Origin of the sequence: Tersicoccus phoenicis (genome assembly GCF_001968835.1) — a bacterium.
In the GTDB taxonomy this organism is placed as follows: domain Bacteria; phylum Actinomycetota; class Actinomycetes; order Actinomycetales; family Micrococcaceae; genus Tersicoccus; species Tersicoccus phoenicis.
Genome location: NZ_MRDE01000046.1, coordinates 1 through 17,690, shown reverse-complemented (window position 1 = coordinate 17,690; position 17,690 = coordinate 1). Strand labels below are relative to the sequence as shown.

Below are 17,690 nucleotides of genomic sequence, written 5' to 3'. Positions count from 1 at the left end.
CGTGCGGGTCAACTACTACGCCGGGGCGGCCGCCGCCGCGGGAACCACCACCGAGACCGTGGACGACGACGGCCTGACCCTGGGCGTGCTGAAGCAGCGGCTCGCCGTCGCGCACCCACCCCGCAGCGGCCAACCGCACCTCGCCGACGTACTGGAGCGGTCCTCCTTCCTGCTGGACGGGGTGGCCGGCCGCGACGACGCCCGGTCCCTCGACGGGGTGAGCGCGGTTGACGTGCTGCCCCCCTTCGCCGGCGGATGATGAACGCTCGAGGAGAACCGCACCTGGCCGCCGTCGTGCTCGCCGGCGGGCGCGGCTCCCGGCTCGGCGGCGTCGACAAGGCGGCACTCACCCTGGACGGGCGGCGGCTGCTCGACCGGGTGCTGGATGCGGTCGAGCCCGTGGCGACCGTGGTGGTGGTGGGTCCCGAGCCCGCCGCGCCCCGTCGAGGCGCTCCGGGAGGTACCGGGGGCGACGCGGGCTACGCGGGCGACGCCGACGCGGGGCCCGGCACCGGCACCGAGCCGATCGTCCGTTATGTCCGTGATGATCCGCCGTTCGGGGGACCGGCGGCCGCCACGGCGGCCGGCCTCGCGGCCCTGGAGTCCGCTGACCACGAGCCAGCGGGCGAGCTCCGGGCGGGAGCGCTCCCGCCAGGCACCGTGTCGACGTCCGCTCGAGGGTCCTGGGTGTTGCTGCTCTCCTGCGACCTCGTCCACCCGGGTGCAGCGGTCGACGCCCTGGTGCCCGCACTGGCGGCGGCGGGACCGGAGACCGAGGCCGTGGTCGGCGTCGATCCGGGTGGCCGTCGCCAGCCACTGATCGCCGGCTATCGCCGTGACGCGCTGACGGCCGCCGTCGTCGCCCTGACGGCCGCGCGGGGCGAGCTGGCCAGTGCCTCGATGCGCACGCTGACCGGCGGCCTGGCCACCGTCGAAGTGCCGTTGACGAGCACGGCCAGTGCGGACGTGGATACGGTGGAGGACGCGCACCGGGCCGGGGTGCGCCTGCCGGACCACGAGCCGAGGAGGACGTATGAGTGAGAACGACGAGATCCTGCAGGACTGGGCACGACGCCTCGCCGAGCGGTTGGGCGTGCCCCTGGAGCAGGTGCCCGTCGACGACATCCTCGGCCTCGCCGGGGTCGCCGCGCATCAGGTGATCCGCCCCGCAGCGCCGTTGACGACGTACCTCGTGGGATTCGCCGCCGGGCTGTCCGTGGCCGGCGGTGAGGGTGGTGACCGGCCGGGACCGGCGATGGAGCTCTACGCCGAGGCCGCTCGCCGTCTGGCCCACCGCGTCGCGGCCGAACGCGAGGCCGGCGAGTCCACTTCGTGAGGTCAGCTTCCCGGGACACCCCGGCCCCGCACGGCCTGTCCTGGCACCGGGCCCGCGCGATCGCGTACGACGTCGCCCCGGTGCTCGACGCCCGGCCGGTTCCCCTGACCGAAGCGCTGGGTCGACCGCTGGCACAGGATGTGACCGCGCGAGGCGACCTGCCGCACTACGCGTCCTCGGCCATGGACGGCTGGGCCGTCGCCGGTGACGGCCCGTGGCGAATATGCCCGTCGCGGCATGCCTCTGAACCCCGGGAGATCCACCGACCGGGACCGGCCCTGCACCCGGGACACGCCGCGCCGATCGTGACCGGCGGAGCGGTGCCCGACGGCGCCACGGCCGTGCTGCGCAGCGAACACGGCCGGCTGCAGCCCGAGTCCGACGGCGCTGCCCTGCTGGTCGACGTCGGCCCGGCGCCCGTGCCCCCGAGGGCCCACATCCGGCCCGCCGGAGAGGAAGCGCGGGCCGGTGAGGTGCTGATCCCGGCCGGCGAGGTGCTGACGCCGGCTCAGCTCGCCGTGGCCGCCGTCGCCGGCGACGACACCCTGACCGTCCGGCCATATCCGACCGTGACGGCCCTGCTCACCGGGGACGAGGTCGTCACCGCCGGCATCCCGGGCCCGGGTCAGGTCCGCGACGCCTTCGGCCCCCAGCTGCCGGCCGTGATCCAGTTGCTCGGCGGGCGCACCACAGCCGTGCACCGGCTGGCCGACGACCGGGCCGCCGTCACGCGCGCCCTGACCGAGGCGACTGCCGACGTCGTGGTCACGACCGGCGGCACCGGGCGCTCGACCGCCGACCACGTCCGCGCGGGCCTGATCGACCTGGGCGCCGAACTATTCATCGACGGCATCGACGTACGGCCCGGCCACCCCGCCGTGCTCGCCCGACTGCCCGGTGGGCCGCTCGTCGTCGCCCTGCCCGGCAATCCGCTGGCGGCCATGCTCACCCTGCTCACCCTCGCCGCGCCGGTGCTCGCCGGGCTGCTCGGCCGGTCCCGCCCCGGTACGGTGCTCGCCCGCAGCACCATCGACGTCCCGCCCGGCCGCACCAACCGGCTCGTCCCGGCCCGGCGCGAGTCCGGCAGTGACGGCGTCGTCCCGAGCGGGCACACCGGCGCCGGCATGCTGCGCGGGCTGGCCGACGCCGACGTCGTGCTGGTGGTGCCCGCTCGCGGCCTGATCGCCTGGCGCGAAGCGGAGGCCCTGCCCTTGCCGTGGCGGCGACAGCGGCTCGACGACGAGGTCAACGCCGGCAGCGGCACCGGCGACGATCGACGAGTGAGCACCGACGGCGTTCGCCGGGCCGGCGACGTCCCCCCGGTCGATCGGATCGAGGGGCCATGCCTGTGAGGTCCCGTCCCGCGACCGCGGGAATGACTCCGCTCAGTGCCCGCGGGGTGGCAGCGGGACGATGGCGTGCCGCAGCAGGCAGCCACCCGCGATGATCAACTCCCCGTAGGTGGCCACGGGCTGGCGTCGCTTGTCCGTCGGTGATCCCGGGTTGAACAGGTGGACGGCGCCGTCGGCGTCGTCCAGCGGGATATGGGAGTGCCCGAAGACGACCAGGCCGGCGTCCGGGAAGCGGCGGCGCATCCGCCGGTCACGTCCCTGCCGGGGACCGGCGTCGTGAATCATGGCCACGGTCAACCCGCCGAGGTCCAGCTCGACGGTTTCCGGCACACCTCGCGAATCCCCGCCGTCGGCACCGTCCCAGGCCGCCACGTCGTCGCCGTCGTTGTTGCCCCGCACGACGTGGATCGGAGCGTGCGCTGCCAACTCGTCCAGTACCGCGGTCGTGCAGACGTCACCGGCGTGCAGGATCACGTCCGCGGCGGCCAGCGGGTCCCGCAGCCCCGCGGGCACCCCCTTCCAGAACCGCGGGGCGTGGGTGTCCGAGAGCACCAGCACCCGTAGGGCTCCGGAGCTCACCGGGACCGGTCCACGCTGCCGGTGTGGATCTCGAAGGAACCGCGACGGTGGTCGGCGACCCAGTCCTCCAGCACCCGGCGGACGCTGCGGAACGCGAGGTCCCGCCAGGGGATCTCGTCCAGGCCGACCAGGGCGTTCTCGATCGTCTCCGGCCCGGGCGCGAGGTCGAGATCCAGCAGCCGCGCCCGGTAGAACAGGTGCACCTGGCGCACGTGGACGGCGTCGAGGACGGCGAACAGGCCGTCGAGCTCCACCCGCGCGCCGGCTTCCTCCCGGGTTTCTCGCTCCGCGCCCTCGGCGGCCGTCTCCCCCACTTCGAGGAAGCCCGCGGGCAGCGTCCAGTAGCCCCGCCGGGGCTCGATCGCGCGGCGGCACAGCAGGATCCGGGGTGGCCCGCCGTCGTCGTCGTGCCACACCGGGACGGTCCCGACGACGTTGATCGGGTTCACGTAGTCGATGTAGCCGCAGTGGGGGCACACGGCTCGAGGCCGGTCCTCCATCGGCGGGACGCGTTGTTCGACGGCGTGCCCGCAGCGGCGGCAGAAGGTGATCTCGGGGACGGCCATGCTCCAGCGTCTCACCCGGACCGGGCGCTCGAGCCCGGACGACGGGAACCTACCGGGCGAGTTCCTCCGCGAGCGCCGTGACGAACGCGTCGACGTCGTCCTCGGTGGTGTCCCAGGAGCACATCCACCGCACTTCGCCGGTGGCCTCGTCCCAGTCGTAGAACCGGAAGCGGGCGCGCAGCCGCTCGGTGACGTCGTGGTCGAGCACGGCGAAGACCGCGTTGGCCTGGGTCTGCTGGGTGACCCGCACGCCGTCGAGCGGCTCGACGCCGGCGCGGAGCCGCTGCGCCATGGCGTTGGCGTGCCGGGCGGAGGTCAGCCAGAGGTCACCCTCGTACAGGGCGACGAGCTGCGCGGAGATGTACCGCATCTTCGAGGCGAGCTGCATGTCCATCTTCCGCAGGTACGGCAGCGCGGTGGCCGTCGCCGGGTCGAAGACGACGACGGCCTCCCCGAACATCAGCCCGTTCTTCGTGCCGCCGAAGGAGATGGCGTCCACGCCCGCGTCCCGGGTGAAGGCCCGCAGCCCCTCGCCGAGGGTGGCGGCGGCGTTGGCGAGCCGGGCCCCGTCCAGGTGCAGCTTCATGCCACGCTGGTGCACGTGATCGGCGATGGCGCGGATCTCCTCGACGCTGTAGCAGGTGCCCATCTCGGTGGTCTGGGTGATGGAGACGGCCAGCGGCTGCGCGCGGTGCTCGTTGCCCCAGCCCCAGGCCTGCCGGTCGATCAGTTCGGGGGTCAGCTTGCCGTCCGGCGTGGGAACGGTCAGCAGCTTCAGGCCGCCGACCCGTTCGGGTGCGCCGTTCTCGTCGACGTTGATGTGCGCGGTCTCCGCGCAGATCACCGCGCCCCAGCGCGGCAGCAGTGCCTGCAGGCCGACGACGTTGGCGCCGGTGCCGTTGAAGACGGGGAACGCGGCGGTCCCGCTGCCGAAGTGCCGGCCGAGAACCTCCTGCAGCCGCCCGGTGTACTCGTCCTCGCCGTAGGAGATCTGGTGGCCGGCGTTGGCGGCGGCGACGGCGTCGAGCACCTCGGGGTGGACGCCGGCGTAGTTGTCGGAGGCGAAAGTGCGGGCGTGCCCCGGCGGAAGGGCGCTGCTCGCCGCCTGGTCGCTGGTGGACAACGGCGCGAAGTCGGCCTCGGTCTGCTCACTCGCCTCGGACCCGTGGGCGGCCTGCTGGGATTCGTTCACGTCCCTACTGTGGCCGATGCTCGGGATTTCGGCCAATCGCCCGGCGTCTCGGCGTCAGACCGACTGGACGGACCAGGCGGACCGGCCGGTCAAACCCAAAAGATGGGAAGAGCGTCGGGATGGCGGGCGTGCACAATCGACAGGAACACCACGACGTCGAACAACAGGTGCACGCACAGCACGTAGAGCAGGGACCGGGTCCGCATGAACAGGTAGGCCTGGAGCAGCGCGAACGGAAGGGTGAGCGCCGGGCCCCAGGACTGGTACCCGAGCTCCCACAGGAAGCTGACGAAGACGATCGCCTGAAGCACGTTGGCGTGCCAGAACGAGAAGTGCCGGGACAGCAGTGCGAAGACCGTGCAGATGAAGAACAGCTCGTCCCACCAGCCCATGTAGTTCACGCCGACGAAGAATCGGGCCACCTCGGTCCCGTCCTGCAGTGACGGCCAGTTCAGATAGGCGCCACTGCGGAGGAAGTAGAACGGCAGCACGACCCAGCCGATCGCCGGCACCGCCACCAGGTAGGCGATCATCCGCTTGTTCCAGCGCTCGCCCGACAACCACCGGAACCGGACGGCGTGGTCACCGTAGCCGAAGCGCGACAGCAGGTACGGAACGGCGACCGCCAGGGTGAGCACGGTTCCGAGCAACACCATGTTGGCCCAGCCGACGTCGGCGCACACCGACACGGTGGAGACGATCACCAGTCCCACACTGATCAGCAGCAGATCCGGCAGGAGAACCCGGTCCAGCCAGACACACAGCCCGATGCCGGCTGCCATCGCGAGGTAGCCCACCGGCCGCCATTCGAGGGCGAACAGGAACAGCGCCGACAGGCAGACCAGCAGGGCGGGCAGCAGCGAGACGCTCCACCCCGGCTTCCACGGTTCGCTCGCCCGGACGCCGGACCCCCCGCCCCGGGCGGCCGGGACGGCGGTGACTTCCGGCTTCTCCATGGGCCCATTGTTTCCCCGGGTTGTTTCCCCGGGCCACCCGGTGGCGTACACCGTCGGCCGGGTGACGGCGATCACGGCAGGAATGCCGACCGTCGTCGTCGTCGTTAGCACCCGACGAAACGATGTCGTGCCGAACCGGAGGAACCATGTCCGTCCCCGCTCTCTTCGAACCCCTGACCCTGCGCGGGCTGACCCTGGCCCACCGCGGCTGGGTCTCCCCGATGTGCGAATACTCCTGCGACCCGGCGAGCGCCCCCGGGGTGCCCACCGACTGGCACCTCGTGCACCTGGGCGGATTCGCCGTCGGCGGCGCCGCGCTGATCATGACGGAGGCGACGGCGGTCGATCCGGAGGGACGGATCTCCCCGCAGGACACCGGCATCTGGAACGACGACCAGGCCGCCGCCTGGCGGCGGATCGTCGACTTCGTCCACGCCAACGGCCTCGACGCGAAGATCGGGATCCAGCTCGGCCACGCCGGGCGCAAGGCGTCGACCTACCCGCCGTTCGCAGCCCAGCACGGGTCCGTGCCCGCTGCCGAGCACGGCTGGGAGACCCTGGGCGCGACCGACGCCGCGTTCAACGGCTACGCGGCGCCGGCCGCCATGACCGAGGACCAGATCCACGGCGTCATCAACGACTTCGCGGCCGCCGCCCGGCGCTCGGTCGAGGCCGGCTTCGACACGGTCGAGCTGCACGCCGCCCACGGCTACCTGCTGCACCAGTTCCTCAGCCCGCTGGTCAACGACCGCACCGACGGCTGGGGCGGGGACGACGAGGGCCGCATGCGGCTGCCGCTGGCCGTGATCGACGCCGTCCGCGCCGCGATCCCGGAGTCGATGCCCCTGCTGATGCGGATCTCGGCGACCGACTGGGAGGACATCGAGGCGGACCTGGCGTTCTCGGCCCGGTTCGTCACCGCCGCTCACGAGCACGGCGTCGACCTCGTGGACGTCAGTTCCGCAGGCAACCTGCCGACCCCGAAGGTGCGCGGCGGTGCCGGGTACCAGACGAGCTTCGCGGAGCGGATCCGGCGGGATACCGGGGTGCCGGTCTCCACGGTCGGCATGATCACCGACCCGGTGCAGGCCGAGCACGTGCTGCTCTCCGGGCAGGCGGACGCCGTCTCCCTCGCCCGCGCTGCGCTGGCCGACCCCCGCTGGTGGCTGCGGGCGGCCCACCGGCTCGGCCACGAGATGACCTGGGTCCCGCAGTACCAGCGGGTCAGCCCGGCTCGCGTCTACTGACCCCCGCCACGCACCAGGCAACTGCTTCTCGGGCGTGGTCAGCGCGAGCTGATCCGCTGGAACTTGGCGACGCAGAGCGGGACGAACACGGCCAGCAGGACGACGGCGCCGATCAGCACCGTGGGCACCGGGTGCTGCATCGGCCAGGCGTCCGGCACCGGGGCCGAGCCCAGGTTGCCGAACAACTGCCGCGCCGCCTGGACGAGGGCGGACACCGGGTTCCAGTTGGCGATGAACTCCAGCGGAGCGGGCAGTGTCTGCGACTGGACGAACGCGTTGGAGATGAACGTCAGCGGGAACAGGATCATGAACGACGCGTTGTTGATCGCCTCGGGTGATCGGACGGACATGCCGATCAGTGCCATCACCCAACTGAACGCGTAACCGAACACGAGCAGCAGGGCCACCCCGGCCAGGAACGACCAGATCGACGTCGTGAACCGCCAGCCGACGATGAACCCGGTGAGGATCATGATCACCATCGAGATGGCGTTCAGGACGAGGTCACCGTTGGTCCGTCCGATCAGCACGGCGGCCGGGCTCATCGGCAACGTGCGGAACCGGTCGATGATGCCTTCCTTCAGGTCCTGCGCCATGGCCGAGCCCGAGAACGTCGCGCCGAAGACGATGGTCTGCCCGAAGATGCCGGCCATCAGGTACTGCGTGTAGTCCGTGCCCTGCACCCGGATGGAGCCCCCGTACACCTGGCTGAACAGCAGCACGAACATGATCGGCTGCAGTACCGCGAAAATCAGCATGTCCGGGGTGCGCCGGATCTTGAGCAGATTCCGCCACGTGACGGTCCACCCGTCCGCCAGCAGGGTCTGCAGGCCACCGGTGACGGCCGGGGTCAGTGGGGCCGTCGTCGTCACCGTCGTCATCATCGCTCCGCTCCGGTCCGGTGCCGGGCCCGTTCTCGAGGCTGCTTCCCGTCGGGTTCGCTGCTGTCGGGCCCCGTGCCGTCGGGTTCGCTGCCGTCGGGCCCCGTGCCGCGGGGCCCGGTGCCGTCGGGCGGAACCGGTCCCGCGATTCCCGTGCGGACTCCGGCGTCGGCACCGCCGGACTCGGACCCAGCACCGCCGGACCCGGTGCCGTCCGGCGAAGCACCGTCCACCCCAGCACCGTCCGAGGACGTCCCGTCCGACCCGCGCCGCTTGCGCCGGCCACCCGGCTGCCCGTCGTCCTCCCCGGCCTCGGCCATGTGGCCGGTCAGCCGCAGGAACACGTCGTCGAGCGTGGGCCGGCGGATGCCGGCATCGTGCACCCGGATGCCCGCGGCGTCGAGGTCGGCCAGCACGCGCTGCAGCGCGACGGGCCCGTGCTCGACGGCGACGTCCACCTGCCGACCGGCCGAGTCCAGCCGCGGCTCGCCGCTCCCGTGCCGGACCATGATGTCCCGCACCATCGGCAGGTCCGCCGGGTCGACCAGGGTGGCGGCGACCCGGTGGCCGCCGACCTGCGCCTTCAACTCGTCGGCCGTGCCCTCGGCGATCACCCGGCCGGCGTCGATCACCGAGATCTCGTCGGCCAGCTGGTCGGCCTCCTCCAGGTACTGGGTGGTCAGCAGCACCGTGGTCCCCCCGCCGACCAGGTCGCGGATGACGTCCCACAGGCCGAGCCGGCTGCGGGGGTCCAGACCGGTGGTCGGTTCGTCGAGGAAGAGCACCTGCGGGTTGATCACGAGCGCCCCGGCCAGGTCGATCCGCCGTCGCATGCCGCCGGAGAACCCCTTGACCGGCCGGTCACCCGCCTCGGCCAGGTCGAACATGTCGATGAGCTCCTTCGCCCGGGCCCGGGCCCGTTTCCGGCTCAGGTGGTAGAGCCGGCCGACCATCTCCAGGTTCTCCAGGCCGGTGAGGTTCTCGTCCACCGCGGAGTACTGCCCGGAGACGCCGATGACGCGGCGGATCCGCTGCGCGTGCCGGACGACGTCGACGTCGTTGATGGTCGCGGTACCGTCGTCGGGCTGGATCAGGGTGGTCAGCACCTTGACCACGGTGGTCTTGCCGGCGCCGTTGGGACCGAGCAGGCCACGGACGGTGCCCTGGCGCACGGTCAGATCCACCCCGGTCAGGGCGTGGACGGGACCGGAGCGAGAGGCGTAGGTCTTGGTGATGCCGCGGGTCTCGATGGTGGCCATAGCGTCCTTCGAAGTCAGGCGCCCTTCTTCTTCGACGAACGGGCGGCCGGCTTCTTCGCCGGGGCGGGCTCCTTCGCCGCGCCGCCCCGCTTGCGGTCGATGCTCTTCTTCAGCGCCTCCATCAGGTCGACGACGTCGCCGCCCTCCTCGGGCTCCTCCTCGGCGCTCCTGCCGAACGTCGCGGCGGTGTCGAAGGCGTCGCCCTGCTCGAGCTTCTCGTCGACCAGCTTGCGCAGTTCGACCTGGTAGTCGTCCTCGAACTCCTCGGGATGGAAGTCGCCGCTGAACTGCTCGACCAGCGCGGCGGACATCTTCAACTCCTGCGGCGAGACCTTCGTGCGGCTGGTGACGGCCGGGAAGTCGACGTCACGCACCTCGTCCGCCCACAGCATCGACTGCAGCACCATCACCTTGCCCCGCGTCCGCAGGGCACCGAGCCTGGTCTTCTGCCGCAGCGAGAACTTGACGATGGCCGTCTGCTCGGCGTCCTCCAAGGTCTGGCGCAGCAGCAGATAGGACTTCGGGGATCTGCCCACCGGCTCCAGGAAGTACGGCTTCTCCAGCATGATCGGGTCGATCTGGTCGTTGGGCACGAACTGGACGACGTCGATCTCGTTGTGCTCGGCGGCCGGCAGGGACGCCAGGTCCTCGCCGGTGATCAGCACCGTGCGCTCCCCGTCGTCGTAGGCCTTGTCGATGTGCTGGTACTCGACCTTCTCCCCGCACACCTCGCAGTGCCGCTCGTACCGGATCCGGCCGCCGTCGGCGTCGTGCACCTGGTGGAACTTGATGTCGTGGTCCTCGGTGGCACCGTAGAGCTTGACCGGCACGTTCACCAGTCCGAACGTGATCGCGCCGTTCCAGATCGGTCTCATGCGCATCATTGAAACACCGCACGTGCGGCGCCGTACAGGATCGGCAGTCCTCGGCGGACGGGCGCACCGGTCGGCAGGGCGCCGTGACACGCGGACATGGGCAGACGGAGGGCACGATGGCGGCAGGGCAGCAGACGGTCGACGTCGGCGGGCGGCGGCTGCGGGTGAGCAACCTCGGGAAGGTGCTCTACCCCGCGACGGGCACCACGAAGGCCGAGGTGCTGCACTACTACGCCCAGGTGGCGCACGTGCTGATCCCGCAGGCCGCGTGGCGTCCGGTGACCCGGAAACGCTGGGTGAACGGCGTCGGCACCGCGGACCGGCCCGGCCAGGTGTTCTTCCGCAAGGACCTGGAGGACGCCGCTCCGGCCTGGATCCCGCGCGGGAAGATCGAGCACCGCACCAGCGCGAACGTCTACCCGCTGGCCAACGAGCCGGCCGTGCTCGCCTGGTTCGGCCAGCTCGCGGCCCTGGAGATCCACACCCCGCAGTGGCGATTCGACCCCAGCTACCGGCCCCGGAACCCGGACCGCCTGGTGCTCGACCTCGATCCGGGCCCGGGCGCCGGCCTGCCCGAGTGCGCGGAGGTCGCCCGGCTGTGCCGGCAGATCCTCGACGCGATGGGCCTGGACGCCGTGCCGGTGACGTCCGGGTCGAAGGGCATCCACCTGTACGCCCAGCTCGACGCGAGCTCGACGTCGGAGCAGGTCAGCCAGGTCGCCCACGAGCTCGCCCGGGCGCTGGAGGCGGACCACCCGGACCTGGTGGTCAGCGACATGAAGAAGACCCTCCGGGCCGGGAAGGTGCTCGTCGACTGGAGTCAGAACAACGCGAACAAGACGACGATCTGCCCCTACTCCCTCCGCGGGCGTGAGCACCCGACGGTCGCGGCACCCCGGACCTGGGCGGAGCTGGAGGACCCGGACCTGGCGCACCTGAGCCTCGACGAGGTCCTGGAGCGGGTGGCCGCCGGGATGGATCCCATCGCCGCGCAGGGTTGGGTCGGCTCCCTCACCACGGCGCACGCGCCCACCGACGCCGCGGCGCGGCACGACACCGGCGCGGGCGTGGGCGACGACGGCGGGTCCGGCGACGACGGCACGGGCGACGACGGCACGGGCGACGACAGCGCGGGCGACGACCTGCTGGCCACCTACCGGGCCAAACGGGACGCCGGGAAGACTCCCGAACCGGTGCCGCAGACGGCGGCCCGGGGCCGGCACGAGCAGCCCTCCGCCGACTCCGACGCGGCGAACCCGCCGACCTTCGTCATCCAGGAGCACCACGCCCGCCGGCTGCACTGGGACTTCCGGCTCGAACACGCCGGCGTCCTGGTCTCCTGGGCGGTGCCCAAGGGGCCGCCGCTGAGCACCAAGCAGAACCGGCTGGCCGTGCGGACCGAGGACCACCCGCTGGAGTACGGCACCTTCGCCGGGACCATCCCGAAGGGCGAGTACGGCGGTGGCGAGGTGACCATCTGGGACCACGGCACCTACGAACTGGAGAAGTGGCGGGACGGCCAGGAGGTGATCGCCACCGTCACCGGCCAGTCCGAGGGCGGCCTCGGCGGGGTGCCGCGCCGGTTCGCGTTCATCCGCGCCACCGGCATGGGCGGGGACGCGAAGAACTGGTTGCTGCACTTGATGAAGGATCAGCCCGGCGACGACGACGCAGGTCGTCGTGACGGTCACGCGACCGGGACGTCGGCGAAACCCGAGCACCAGGACGCCGCGGCCGAGAAGGAGGACGAGACGAACAGCGACCACGCTGCCGAGAGTCCCCGGGGGCCCGGCGCCCGGGACGCCGGGACGCCCCCCGCTCCGTCGGCCGCCGTCGACGGCATCGCCCCGATGCTGGCGACCGCCGGTGCGGTCGAGGACCTGCGCGGGGCGGACTGGGCGTTCGAGATGAAGTGGGACGGCGTGCGGGTGATCGCCACGGTGACGACCGACGGCGTGACCCTGGCCGCCCGCCACGGCGCGGACATCACCACGACCTACCCCGAACTGGTCGAGCTGGCCGACCGCCTGGACCCGGACGTGCTGGCCGCCGGTCCGGTGGTCCTCGACGGGGAGGTCGTGGCCCTTGCCGGTGGCCGACCGGACTTCGGCCGCCTGCAGAACCGGATGGGACTGACCCGGCCCCGGGACGTGGCCGCCGCGATGCGCCGCACGCCCGTGCACGTGATGCTCTTCGACGTGTTGCACCTGGGCGGGCGGAGCCTGCTGCGCGCCCCGTACCGGCAGCGGCGTGAACTGTTGGCCGGACTCGTGCGCGAGGGCGGGCACGTGCACGTGCCGGAGGCGTTCGACGGATCGGTCGACGAGGCGGTCGCCGCCAGCCAGGACCTGCGGCTGGAGGGCGTCGTCGCCAAGAAGACCGCCAGCGTCTACCAGCCCGGCCAACGCGCCCGCACGTGGATCAAGCTGAAGAACCAGGCGACCCAGGAAGTGGTCGTGATCGGCTGGCGCCACGGCCGAGGGGGACGGACCGGGGGCATAGGGTCCCTGCTCGTCGCGGTGCCCGACGACGACGGCGTCCTGCACTACGCGGGCCGGGTCGGCACCGGGTTCACGGACGAGATGCTGAGCCGGATGTCCGGCGATTTCGCCGGCGCGGAGCGGAAGACGCCCGCCGCCGCGGACGTGCCCGCGGCCGACGGGAAGGACGTGACCTGGCTCCGGGCGGACCGGGTGGGTGAGGTCGGCTACGGCGAACTGACCCGCGAACGTCGGCTGCGCCACCCCGTGTGGCGGGGCTGGCGGCCGGACAAGGACCCGGCAGAGGTGCGTTGGGAGGCACGGTGACGTTCGTGACCCCGCCGAAAGTGCGGATGACGCACCCATTCCGCCCTCATGACCGCAATACCCGCACACTCGGCGAGGTGCGTGGGAGCAGGGGCGGCGACGTGCGTGGGAGCAGGTGCGGCGACGTGCGTGGGAGCAGGTGCGGCGACGTGCCCCTCCAGGACACTCTCACCGCAACAGCGGCAGCCAATCGAGCGCGACGACGGCGCCGAGTACCCCACCCGCGATCACCTGTGCCCGGGTGTGCACCCGGAGCCGCACCCGGGACCACGCGACCACGACCGGCACGGCGAGCATCGCCCACCAGGGCCCACCGAGCCAGCCGGTGAGCGTGACGGCCACCGACGCGGCGACCGCGGTGTGCGCGGAGATCTTCCACCACAGGGTGATGACCAGGACGAGCACCAGGCCGGTACCGACGCCGCCCATCACGGCGAACAGGGTGCGCGGCGCGTGCAGCAGCACCAGCAACACCATGCCGAGGCCGCCGGAGACCAGCGTGCCCGCGTACACGGGCGTGCGCTCGGACCGCTCGGGGACGTAGTGCCCGCTGATCCTGCCCCGCCGAGCGAGGACGACGAGCACCGTCATCGGGACAGCGACGGTGAACGCGACCGCCACGACGGCGGCCAGCACGGTCCGCACGCCCACCCCCGGCGCGAGGGCGGCGATCACCATCAACAGCGAGGCGAGGACGGGCGGACCGAGCACCTCCGCCACCACCCGGGCGAGCCGGTCCGCGGCCGTCCGCGGCGGGTCCCCCTCCGGCGACCGGGCAGCCGGGCGTCCGGCCGGTGACTCCGGCGTGTCCGGCACCGTCAATCCGCCGGGCTGGCGTCGTCGGGCGGGTGCGGGGAACTGGAGATGAACGCGTTGACCCAGCGGGCCCGCGGGTCGGCGTCGATCAGCAGCGCCTTGAGCAGCAGCGTGGCCGGCAGGGCGACCAGGGCACCGATCCAGCCGAGGATCCAGTACCAGAACATCAGCGACAGGAACGACATCGCCGGGGTGATGCCGACCGACTCACCGGTGAACTTCGGCTGGATGATCGACTGGATGACGAAGTTGAGCAGGCTGTAGGCGATGACGACGGCGAGTGCGGACCCCCAGCCGCCGGAAAGCAGCGCGAGCAGCGCCGGCGGCACCAGCCCGATCACGAAGCCGACGTTGGGAATGTAGTTCGTCAGGAAGGCGAGCACGCCCCACGCCCAGATCAGCGGCACGCCGATCACCGCCAGGGCCACCACGTCCAGCACCGCGACGATCAGGCCGAACACCGTGGTGACCAGCCAGTAGCGGCGGACCCCGACGGCGAAGGACCGCAGCGCCGTGGTGATGTGGGGTCGGCTGCCGGCGACCATCCCCAACCGCGCCGGCAGGGACATCGAGTCCAGGGTGAGGAAGAAGACGGCGAGGATCAGGGTGGCGACCGCACCGGTGACGGCCGTGACGTTGGAGAGCACCGGCGTCAGCAGCCCCATCACGCTGCCGGCGCTGACCCCGTTCAGCCCCTGCTGGATCACCGCGCTGCTGATCCCGAGGCCGTCGAGCCAGGCCTGGGCCTGCCGCCACACGGCCACGAACTCGGCGTTGTGAGCCGGCAGTTCGACGACGAGCTGGCTGACGGCCCAGCCGGCGAGCAGGAAGAAGCCCAGGATGATGCCGACGACGATGACGAGGGAGACGGTCGCCGCCACCATTCGGTGTACGCGATGCTCGAGCCAGCGCTGCAGCGGGTAGAGGACGATCAGCAGGTTCAGGCCGAGGAACACCGGCGCGACGACGTCCTGCGCCGCCTGCACGAACAGCAGAAAAACCGCGAGCCCGGCCAGACCGAGGACGACGGCCAGGTAGCGCGGTGTGCGTCGGTGCCGGCCGGCTCCGCGGTCCGGGTGGCGAACCACCGCGTCGGGGTGCTGGGCGCGGTCGTTCACGCGTCGTCCTGCAGCGGCTGGATCAACGTCGGGTCCTCCGGATCGACGGCACGGCTGTTGTTGACCTTCCGGTTCACCGCGTAGTGCGTCATGGTCGCGGCGACCCGGGAGGACGTCTCCTCGAGCAGGTGGACCAGGTCCGTGGCGTGGGTCCCCTCGACGGGCTCCGGGTCGAGCCAGCGCTGCCAGGTCTCCGGGCCGAGGAACACCGGCATCCGGTCGTGCACCTCACCGGACGCGTCCCGCGCCTGACGGGTGATGATGGCGAAGCTGATCGCCCAGCCGTCACCCTCCTTCCGGGCCGCGCCCACCGCCGCCGCCGCGAGCAGCCCGGAGGCGCCGTCCGGGCCGTGCAGGTAGTAGGGCTGCTTGCCGTCGTCCTGCTGCTGCCACTCGAAGTAACCGCTCATCGGGACGATGGCTCGCGCGCCGGCGAAGGCCCGTTTGAACAAGCCGTTCGTGGCCACCGTCTCCAACCGGGCGTTGATCGGGGCTCGCCCGCCGGGCTTCCCCCAGCCGGGAGTGAACCCCCAACTGGCGGGCTCGAGCTCCCGCTTCACCGCGCCGTCCCGGCCCCGGTGCTCCCGCACCAGCGGGGCGACCATGGTGGGCGCCATGCTGAAAGTGGGTCGCCAGTCCTGGGCCCGGCCCCCGTCGGCGACGAAGGCCTGAATCAGGTCGTCGACGTCCTTGTCCATCGCGAAGCGTCCGCACATGCCCCCATTGTGCCGCCCGCAGGGGTCCGCCGGAGGTTAACGGGCTGCCGGCTGCCGATCGGCCTGCTGCCCGCTCGACTGCTCGCCCTTCCGCTGCGGGGAGACGAGCTGGAACCGCTCGCCGTCCGGACCGGTCGCGCTGAGGATCCGGCCGAAGTCGAAGTCGGAGGGCTGGTCGGTGACGGTGCCGCCGGCGTCGGCGATCCGCTCCACGGCGTCGTCGACGTCGGCCACACTGAAGCAGACGTTCCACGCCGACCCGGACGGGCCGGCGCCCTCCCCGATACCGCCGGCGGGGCGTTCTCCGCCGGCGACGGAGAACATCGCGTACTTCATGCCGGCCATGTCCAGGTCCTCGTAGGTGAACCCGAAGACGGTCGCGTAGAAGCGCCGTGCGGCGTCGTAGTCGGTGCTCATCACGTCGTCCCACACGATGGTCCCGGGCTCGTCGACCGCGTTGAAACCGGTGTGCTCGCCGGACTGCCAGGCGCCGAAGGACGCGCCGGTCGGGTCGACGAACACGGCCATGGACCCCATGGCGGCGATCTGCATGGGCGGCGCGATCACCTGCCCCCCGTTCGCGCGGACGAGCTCCGCCGTGGCGTCGATGTCGTCGGTGGCCAGGTACGTGGTCCAGACCGTCGGGGCACCCTCCATCCCCTCCATCTGGGGGCTCAGGCCGGCGATCACGCGCCCGTCGACGGTGGCGTTGCAGTATCCGCCGAACTCGGCGACGGGCTCGGTGTAGTCCCAGCCGAGGACGGCGCGGTAGAACGCCTGCGTCCGAGCCAGGTCGGGGACCATCATGTCCACCCAGCACGGCGTTCCGGCGGGCCACGGATCAGGATGTGCGCTCATGAGTCAGCCTTTCCACGATGGTGTCGGGAGGAATCGTCAGCGCCCGACGCGGATAATGTGAACACTGTCCACTAGTGATGCCGCTCACTCTACGGGCGCACGTCGACGGCGACAAGAGGCGTACGTGCCTTCTTCCCCTGTGCGGCCGGCCGTCGGTAGATTCACCAGAACGACAGTGTGCTGATGATGGAGGCGGCGATGTTCCACCGGAACGAGGCGGACGGGGTGCATCGCGTCGAGCACGCCCGGGTCAACTGCTATCTGGTCGAGGACGGTCCCCGGCTGCTGCTCATCGACGCGGGGCTGCCGGCGATGTGGCCGATGGTGCGGGCCGCGTTGGGCGAGCTGGGCCGCTCGCCGCGCGACATCAAAGCGCTCGCCATCACCCACGGTCACTTCGACCACATCGGCTTCGCGCTCCGCCTGCAGCAGGATCTGGACGTACCGGTCCTGCTCGATCCGGCGGACGCCTGGATCGCCGCTCACCCCTACCGGTACCGGCACGAGCGGGCGCGCCTGTTCTATCCGTTCCGGTATCCGCGCAGCGTTCCGGTGCTCACCCGGATGGCGCTGGCCGGCGCCGTTGCGGTCCGGGGCATCGACAACGTCCGGCCGCTCGACGCGGCCACCGCCGCCGCATTGCCCGGACGGCCCGTGCCGGTGCCGACTCCCGGCCACACCGACGGACACGTCGCACTGCTATTGCCCGATCGGGGCACCGTGGTCACCGGTGACGCCCTCGTCACCCTGGACCCCTACACGGGAATCGCGGGGCCGCAGATCGTCTCCGCCGCCGCGACCGCGGACACCCGTCAGGCCCTCGCGTCGCTGGACGCCATCGCCGCGCTGGACGCCGACGTCGCCCTGCCCGGGCACGGCGACCCGTGGCGCGGCCGGGTCGCCGACGCCGTGGCCGAGGCGAAGCGCCAGCGCGTCACCTGATCGGCTGCGGTTCCGGAGCCGGCTGTGGACCATGACGAACGATGCTCCTATGGATGTCAAGCCGCTTTCGCGAGGTCGGCGGTTGAAGTCGGGACGTGGGTGTCTCGGGTCCTGAGGTCGTTGATGAGGGCCCGGTAGATCTCGCGGGCGATGTGGCGTTTGAGGCAGCGCATGATGTCCTTCTTCGAGA

General features: G+C 71.9%; 18 protein-coding genes. 7 read left to right on the top strand and 11 right to left on the bottom strand.

Features of this window, described 5'->3' with window-relative positions:
* The first annotated feature begins 1 nt into the window (after position 1).
* Genes BKD30_RS07165 through BKD30_RS07150 form a run of 4 tightly spaced genes read left to right on the top strand, consistent with a single transcriptional unit; the run spans position 2 to position 2,688 of the window.
* Positions 2 to 259: a hypothetical protein gene (locus BKD30_RS07165; RefSeq protein ID WP_076703546.1), complete on the top strand. Its 258-nt coding sequence runs from the start codon at positions 2 to 4 to the stop codon at positions 257 to 259.
* Positions 259 to 1,041, top strand: a complete 783-nt coding sequence (mobA, locus tag BKD30_RS07160; protein ID WP_076703544.1) for a molybdenum cofactor guanylyltransferase — start codon at positions 259 to 261, stop codon at positions 1,039 to 1,041. Before BKD30_RS07165 ends, mobA begins: the two co-directional genes overlap by 1 nt.
* On the top strand, positions 1,034 to 1,336 hold the full coding sequence (locus tag BKD30_RS07155) for a DUF6457 domain-containing protein (RefSeq protein WP_076703542.1): 303 nt from the start codon (positions 1,034 to 1,036) through the stop codon (positions 1,334 to 1,336). The genes mobA and BKD30_RS07155 overlap by 8 nt, the downstream gene beginning before the upstream one ends.
* Complete coding sequence (locus tag BKD30_RS07150) at positions 1,333 to 2,688, top strand: molybdopterin molybdotransferase MoeA (RefSeq protein WP_083956103.1); 1,356 nt, start codon at positions 1,333 to 1,335, stop codon at positions 2,686 to 2,688. Before BKD30_RS07155 ends, BKD30_RS07150 begins: the two co-directional genes overlap by 4 nt.
* Before the next feature lie 33 nt (positions 2,689 to 2,721).
* Here the strand turns inward: BKD30_RS07150 and BKD30_RS07145 are convergent, their stop codons facing one another.
* From BKD30_RS07145 to BKD30_RS07130, 4 genes are all read right to left on the bottom strand, one after another.
* A complete protein-coding gene (locus BKD30_RS07145) occupies positions 2,722 to 3,267 on the bottom strand; it encodes a metallophosphoesterase family protein (protein ID WP_076703540.1) in 546 nt (181 codons plus the stop codon).
* On the bottom strand, positions 3,264 to 3,833 hold the full coding sequence (locus tag BKD30_RS07140; protein ID WP_218189271.1) for an NUDIX hydrolase: 570 nt from the start codon (positions 3,831 to 3,833) through the stop codon (positions 3,264 to 3,266). The genes BKD30_RS07145 and BKD30_RS07140 overlap by 4 nt, the downstream gene beginning before the upstream one ends.
* A 49-nt stretch (positions 3,834 to 3,882) precedes the next feature.
* Positions 3,883 to 4,956 (bottom strand): threonine aldolase family protein, encoded by a 1,074-nt coding sequence (locus BKD30_RS07135; protein ID WP_076703655.1) that lies wholly within the window; start codon positions 4,954 to 4,956, stop codon positions 3,883 to 3,885.
* 158 nt (positions 4,957 to 5,114) lie between these two features.
* The gene (locus BKD30_RS07130) at positions 5,115 to 5,981 is read right to left on the bottom strand and encodes a CPBP family intramembrane glutamic endopeptidase (protein ID WP_143588101.1); all 867 of its coding nucleotides are present in this window, start codon (positions 5,979 to 5,981) and stop codon (positions 5,115 to 5,117) included.
* A gap of 146 nt (positions 5,982 to 6,127) precedes the next feature.
* Here BKD30_RS07130 and BKD30_RS07125 point away from each other — a divergent pair, with 146 nt between their 5' ends.
* A complete protein-coding gene (locus tag BKD30_RS07125) occupies positions 6,128 to 7,228 on the top strand; it encodes an NADH:flavin oxidoreductase/NADH oxidase (protein ID WP_076703538.1) in 1,101 nt (366 codons plus the stop codon).
* A gap of 38 nt (positions 7,229 to 7,266) precedes the next feature.
* On the opposite strand, the gene BKD30_RS07120 is transcribed toward BKD30_RS07125, so the two are convergent.
* The 3 genes from BKD30_RS07120 to ku are packed head-to-tail and all read right to left on the bottom strand — an operon-like array spanning position 7,267 to position 10,243.
* Positions 7,267 to 8,109, bottom strand: coding sequence for an ABC transporter permease (locus BKD30_RS07120; protein ID WP_143588107.1), 843 nt, complete (start codon positions 8,107 to 8,109; stop codon positions 7,267 to 7,269).
* On the bottom strand, positions 8,109 to 9,368 hold the full coding sequence (locus BKD30_RS07115; RefSeq protein ID WP_083956102.1) for an ATP-binding cassette domain-containing protein: 1,260 nt from the start codon (positions 9,366 to 9,368) through the stop codon (positions 8,109 to 8,111). The genes BKD30_RS07120 and BKD30_RS07115 overlap by 1 nt, the downstream gene beginning before the upstream one ends.
* A gap of 14 nt (positions 9,369 to 9,382) precedes the next feature.
* Positions 9,383 to 10,243, bottom strand: a complete 861-nt coding sequence (gene ku / locus BKD30_RS07110; protein ID WP_076703534.1) for a non-homologous end joining protein Ku — start codon at positions 10,241 to 10,243, stop codon at positions 9,383 to 9,385.
* Between the two features lie 116 nt (positions 10,244 to 10,359).
* Between ku and BKD30_RS07105 the strand changes: the two genes are divergently transcribed.
* The gene (locus BKD30_RS07105; RefSeq protein ID WP_076703532.1) at positions 10,360 to 13,050 is read left to right on the top strand and encodes an ATP-dependent DNA ligase; all 2,691 of its coding nucleotides are present in this window, start codon (positions 10,360 to 10,362) and stop codon (positions 13,048 to 13,050) included.
* Between the two features lie 168 nt (positions 13,051 to 13,218).
* Here the strand turns inward: BKD30_RS07105 and BKD30_RS07100 are convergent, their stop codons facing one another.
* Genes BKD30_RS07100 through BKD30_RS07085 form a run of 4 tightly spaced genes read right to left on the bottom strand, consistent with a single transcriptional unit; the run spans position 13,219 to position 16,558 of the window.
* Positions 13,219 to 13,866: a phosphatase PAP2 family protein gene (locus tag BKD30_RS07100; protein ID WP_083956101.1), complete on the bottom strand. Its 648-nt coding sequence runs from the start codon at positions 13,864 to 13,866 to the stop codon at positions 13,219 to 13,221.
* Positions 13,867 to 13,868: 2 nt separating this feature from the next.
* Positions 13,869 to 14,984: an AI-2E family transporter gene (locus BKD30_RS07095; protein ID WP_235861549.1), complete on the bottom strand. Its 1,116-nt coding sequence runs from the start codon at positions 14,982 to 14,984 to the stop codon at positions 13,869 to 13,871.
* Entirely contained in the window at positions 14,981 to 15,700 is a 720-nt protein-coding gene (locus BKD30_RS07090) for an SOS response-associated peptidase (protein ID WP_076703530.1), read from the bottom strand. Before BKD30_RS07090 ends, BKD30_RS07095 begins: the two co-directional genes overlap by 4 nt.
* A 36-nt stretch (positions 15,701 to 15,736) precedes the next feature.
* Complete coding sequence (locus BKD30_RS07085; protein WP_076703529.1) at positions 15,737 to 16,558, bottom strand: VOC family protein; 822 nt, start codon at positions 16,556 to 16,558, stop codon at positions 15,737 to 15,739.
* A gap of 183 nt (positions 16,559 to 16,741) precedes the next feature.
* On the opposite strand from BKD30_RS07085, the gene BKD30_RS07080 reads away from it, so the two are divergent.
* The gene (locus BKD30_RS07080; RefSeq protein ID WP_235861548.1) at positions 16,742 to 17,500 is read left to right on the top strand and encodes an MBL fold metallo-hydrolase; all 759 of its coding nucleotides are present in this window, start codon (positions 16,742 to 16,744) and stop codon (positions 17,498 to 17,500) included.
* Positions 17,501 to 17,690: the final 190 nt, after the last annotated feature.

Coding starts and splice junctions, on each gene's coding strand:
- mobA (WP_076703544.1), top strand. CDS start 259: ATGAACGCTCGAGGAGAACCGCACCTGGCCGCCGTCGTGCTCGCCGGC.
- BKD30_RS07155 (WP_076703542.1), top strand. CDS start 1,034: ATGAGTGAGAACGACGAGATCCTGCAGGACTGGGCACGACGCCTCGCC.
- BKD30_RS07140 (WP_218189271.1), bottom strand. CDS start 3,833: ATGGCCGTCCCCGAGATCACCTTCTGCCGCCGCTGCGGGCACGCCGTC.
- BKD30_RS07130 (WP_143588101.1), bottom strand. CDS start 5,981: ATGGAGAAGCCGGAAGTCACCGCCGTCCCGGCCGCCCGGGGCGGGGGG.
- BKD30_RS07125 (WP_076703538.1), top strand. CDS start 6,128: ATGTCCGTCCCCGCTCTCTTCGAACCCCTGACCCTGCGCGGGCTGACC.
- BKD30_RS07120 (WP_143588107.1), bottom strand. CDS start 8,109: ATGACGACGGTGACGACGACGGCCCCACTGACCCCGGCCGTCACCGGT.
- BKD30_RS07115 (WP_083956102.1), bottom strand. CDS start 9,368: ATGGCCACCATCGAGACCCGCGGCATCACCAAGACCTACGCCTCTCGC.
- ku (WP_076703534.1), bottom strand. CDS start 10,243: ATGAGACCGATCTGGAACGGCGCGATCACGTTCGGACTGGTGAACGTG.
- BKD30_RS07105 (WP_076703532.1), top strand. CDS start 10,360: ATGGCGGCAGGGCAGCAGACGGTCGACGTCGGCGGGCGGCGGCTGCGG.
- BKD30_RS07090 (WP_076703530.1), bottom strand. CDS start 15,700: ATGTGCGGACGCTTCGCGATGGACAAGGACGTCGACGACCTGATTCAG.
- BKD30_RS07085 (WP_076703529.1), bottom strand. CDS start 16,558: ATGAGCGCACATCCTGATCCGTGGCCCGCCGGAACGCCGTGCTGGGTG.
- BKD30_RS07080 (WP_235861548.1), top strand. CDS start 16,742: ATGATGGAGGCGGCGATGTTCCACCGGAACGAGGCGGACGGGGTGCAT.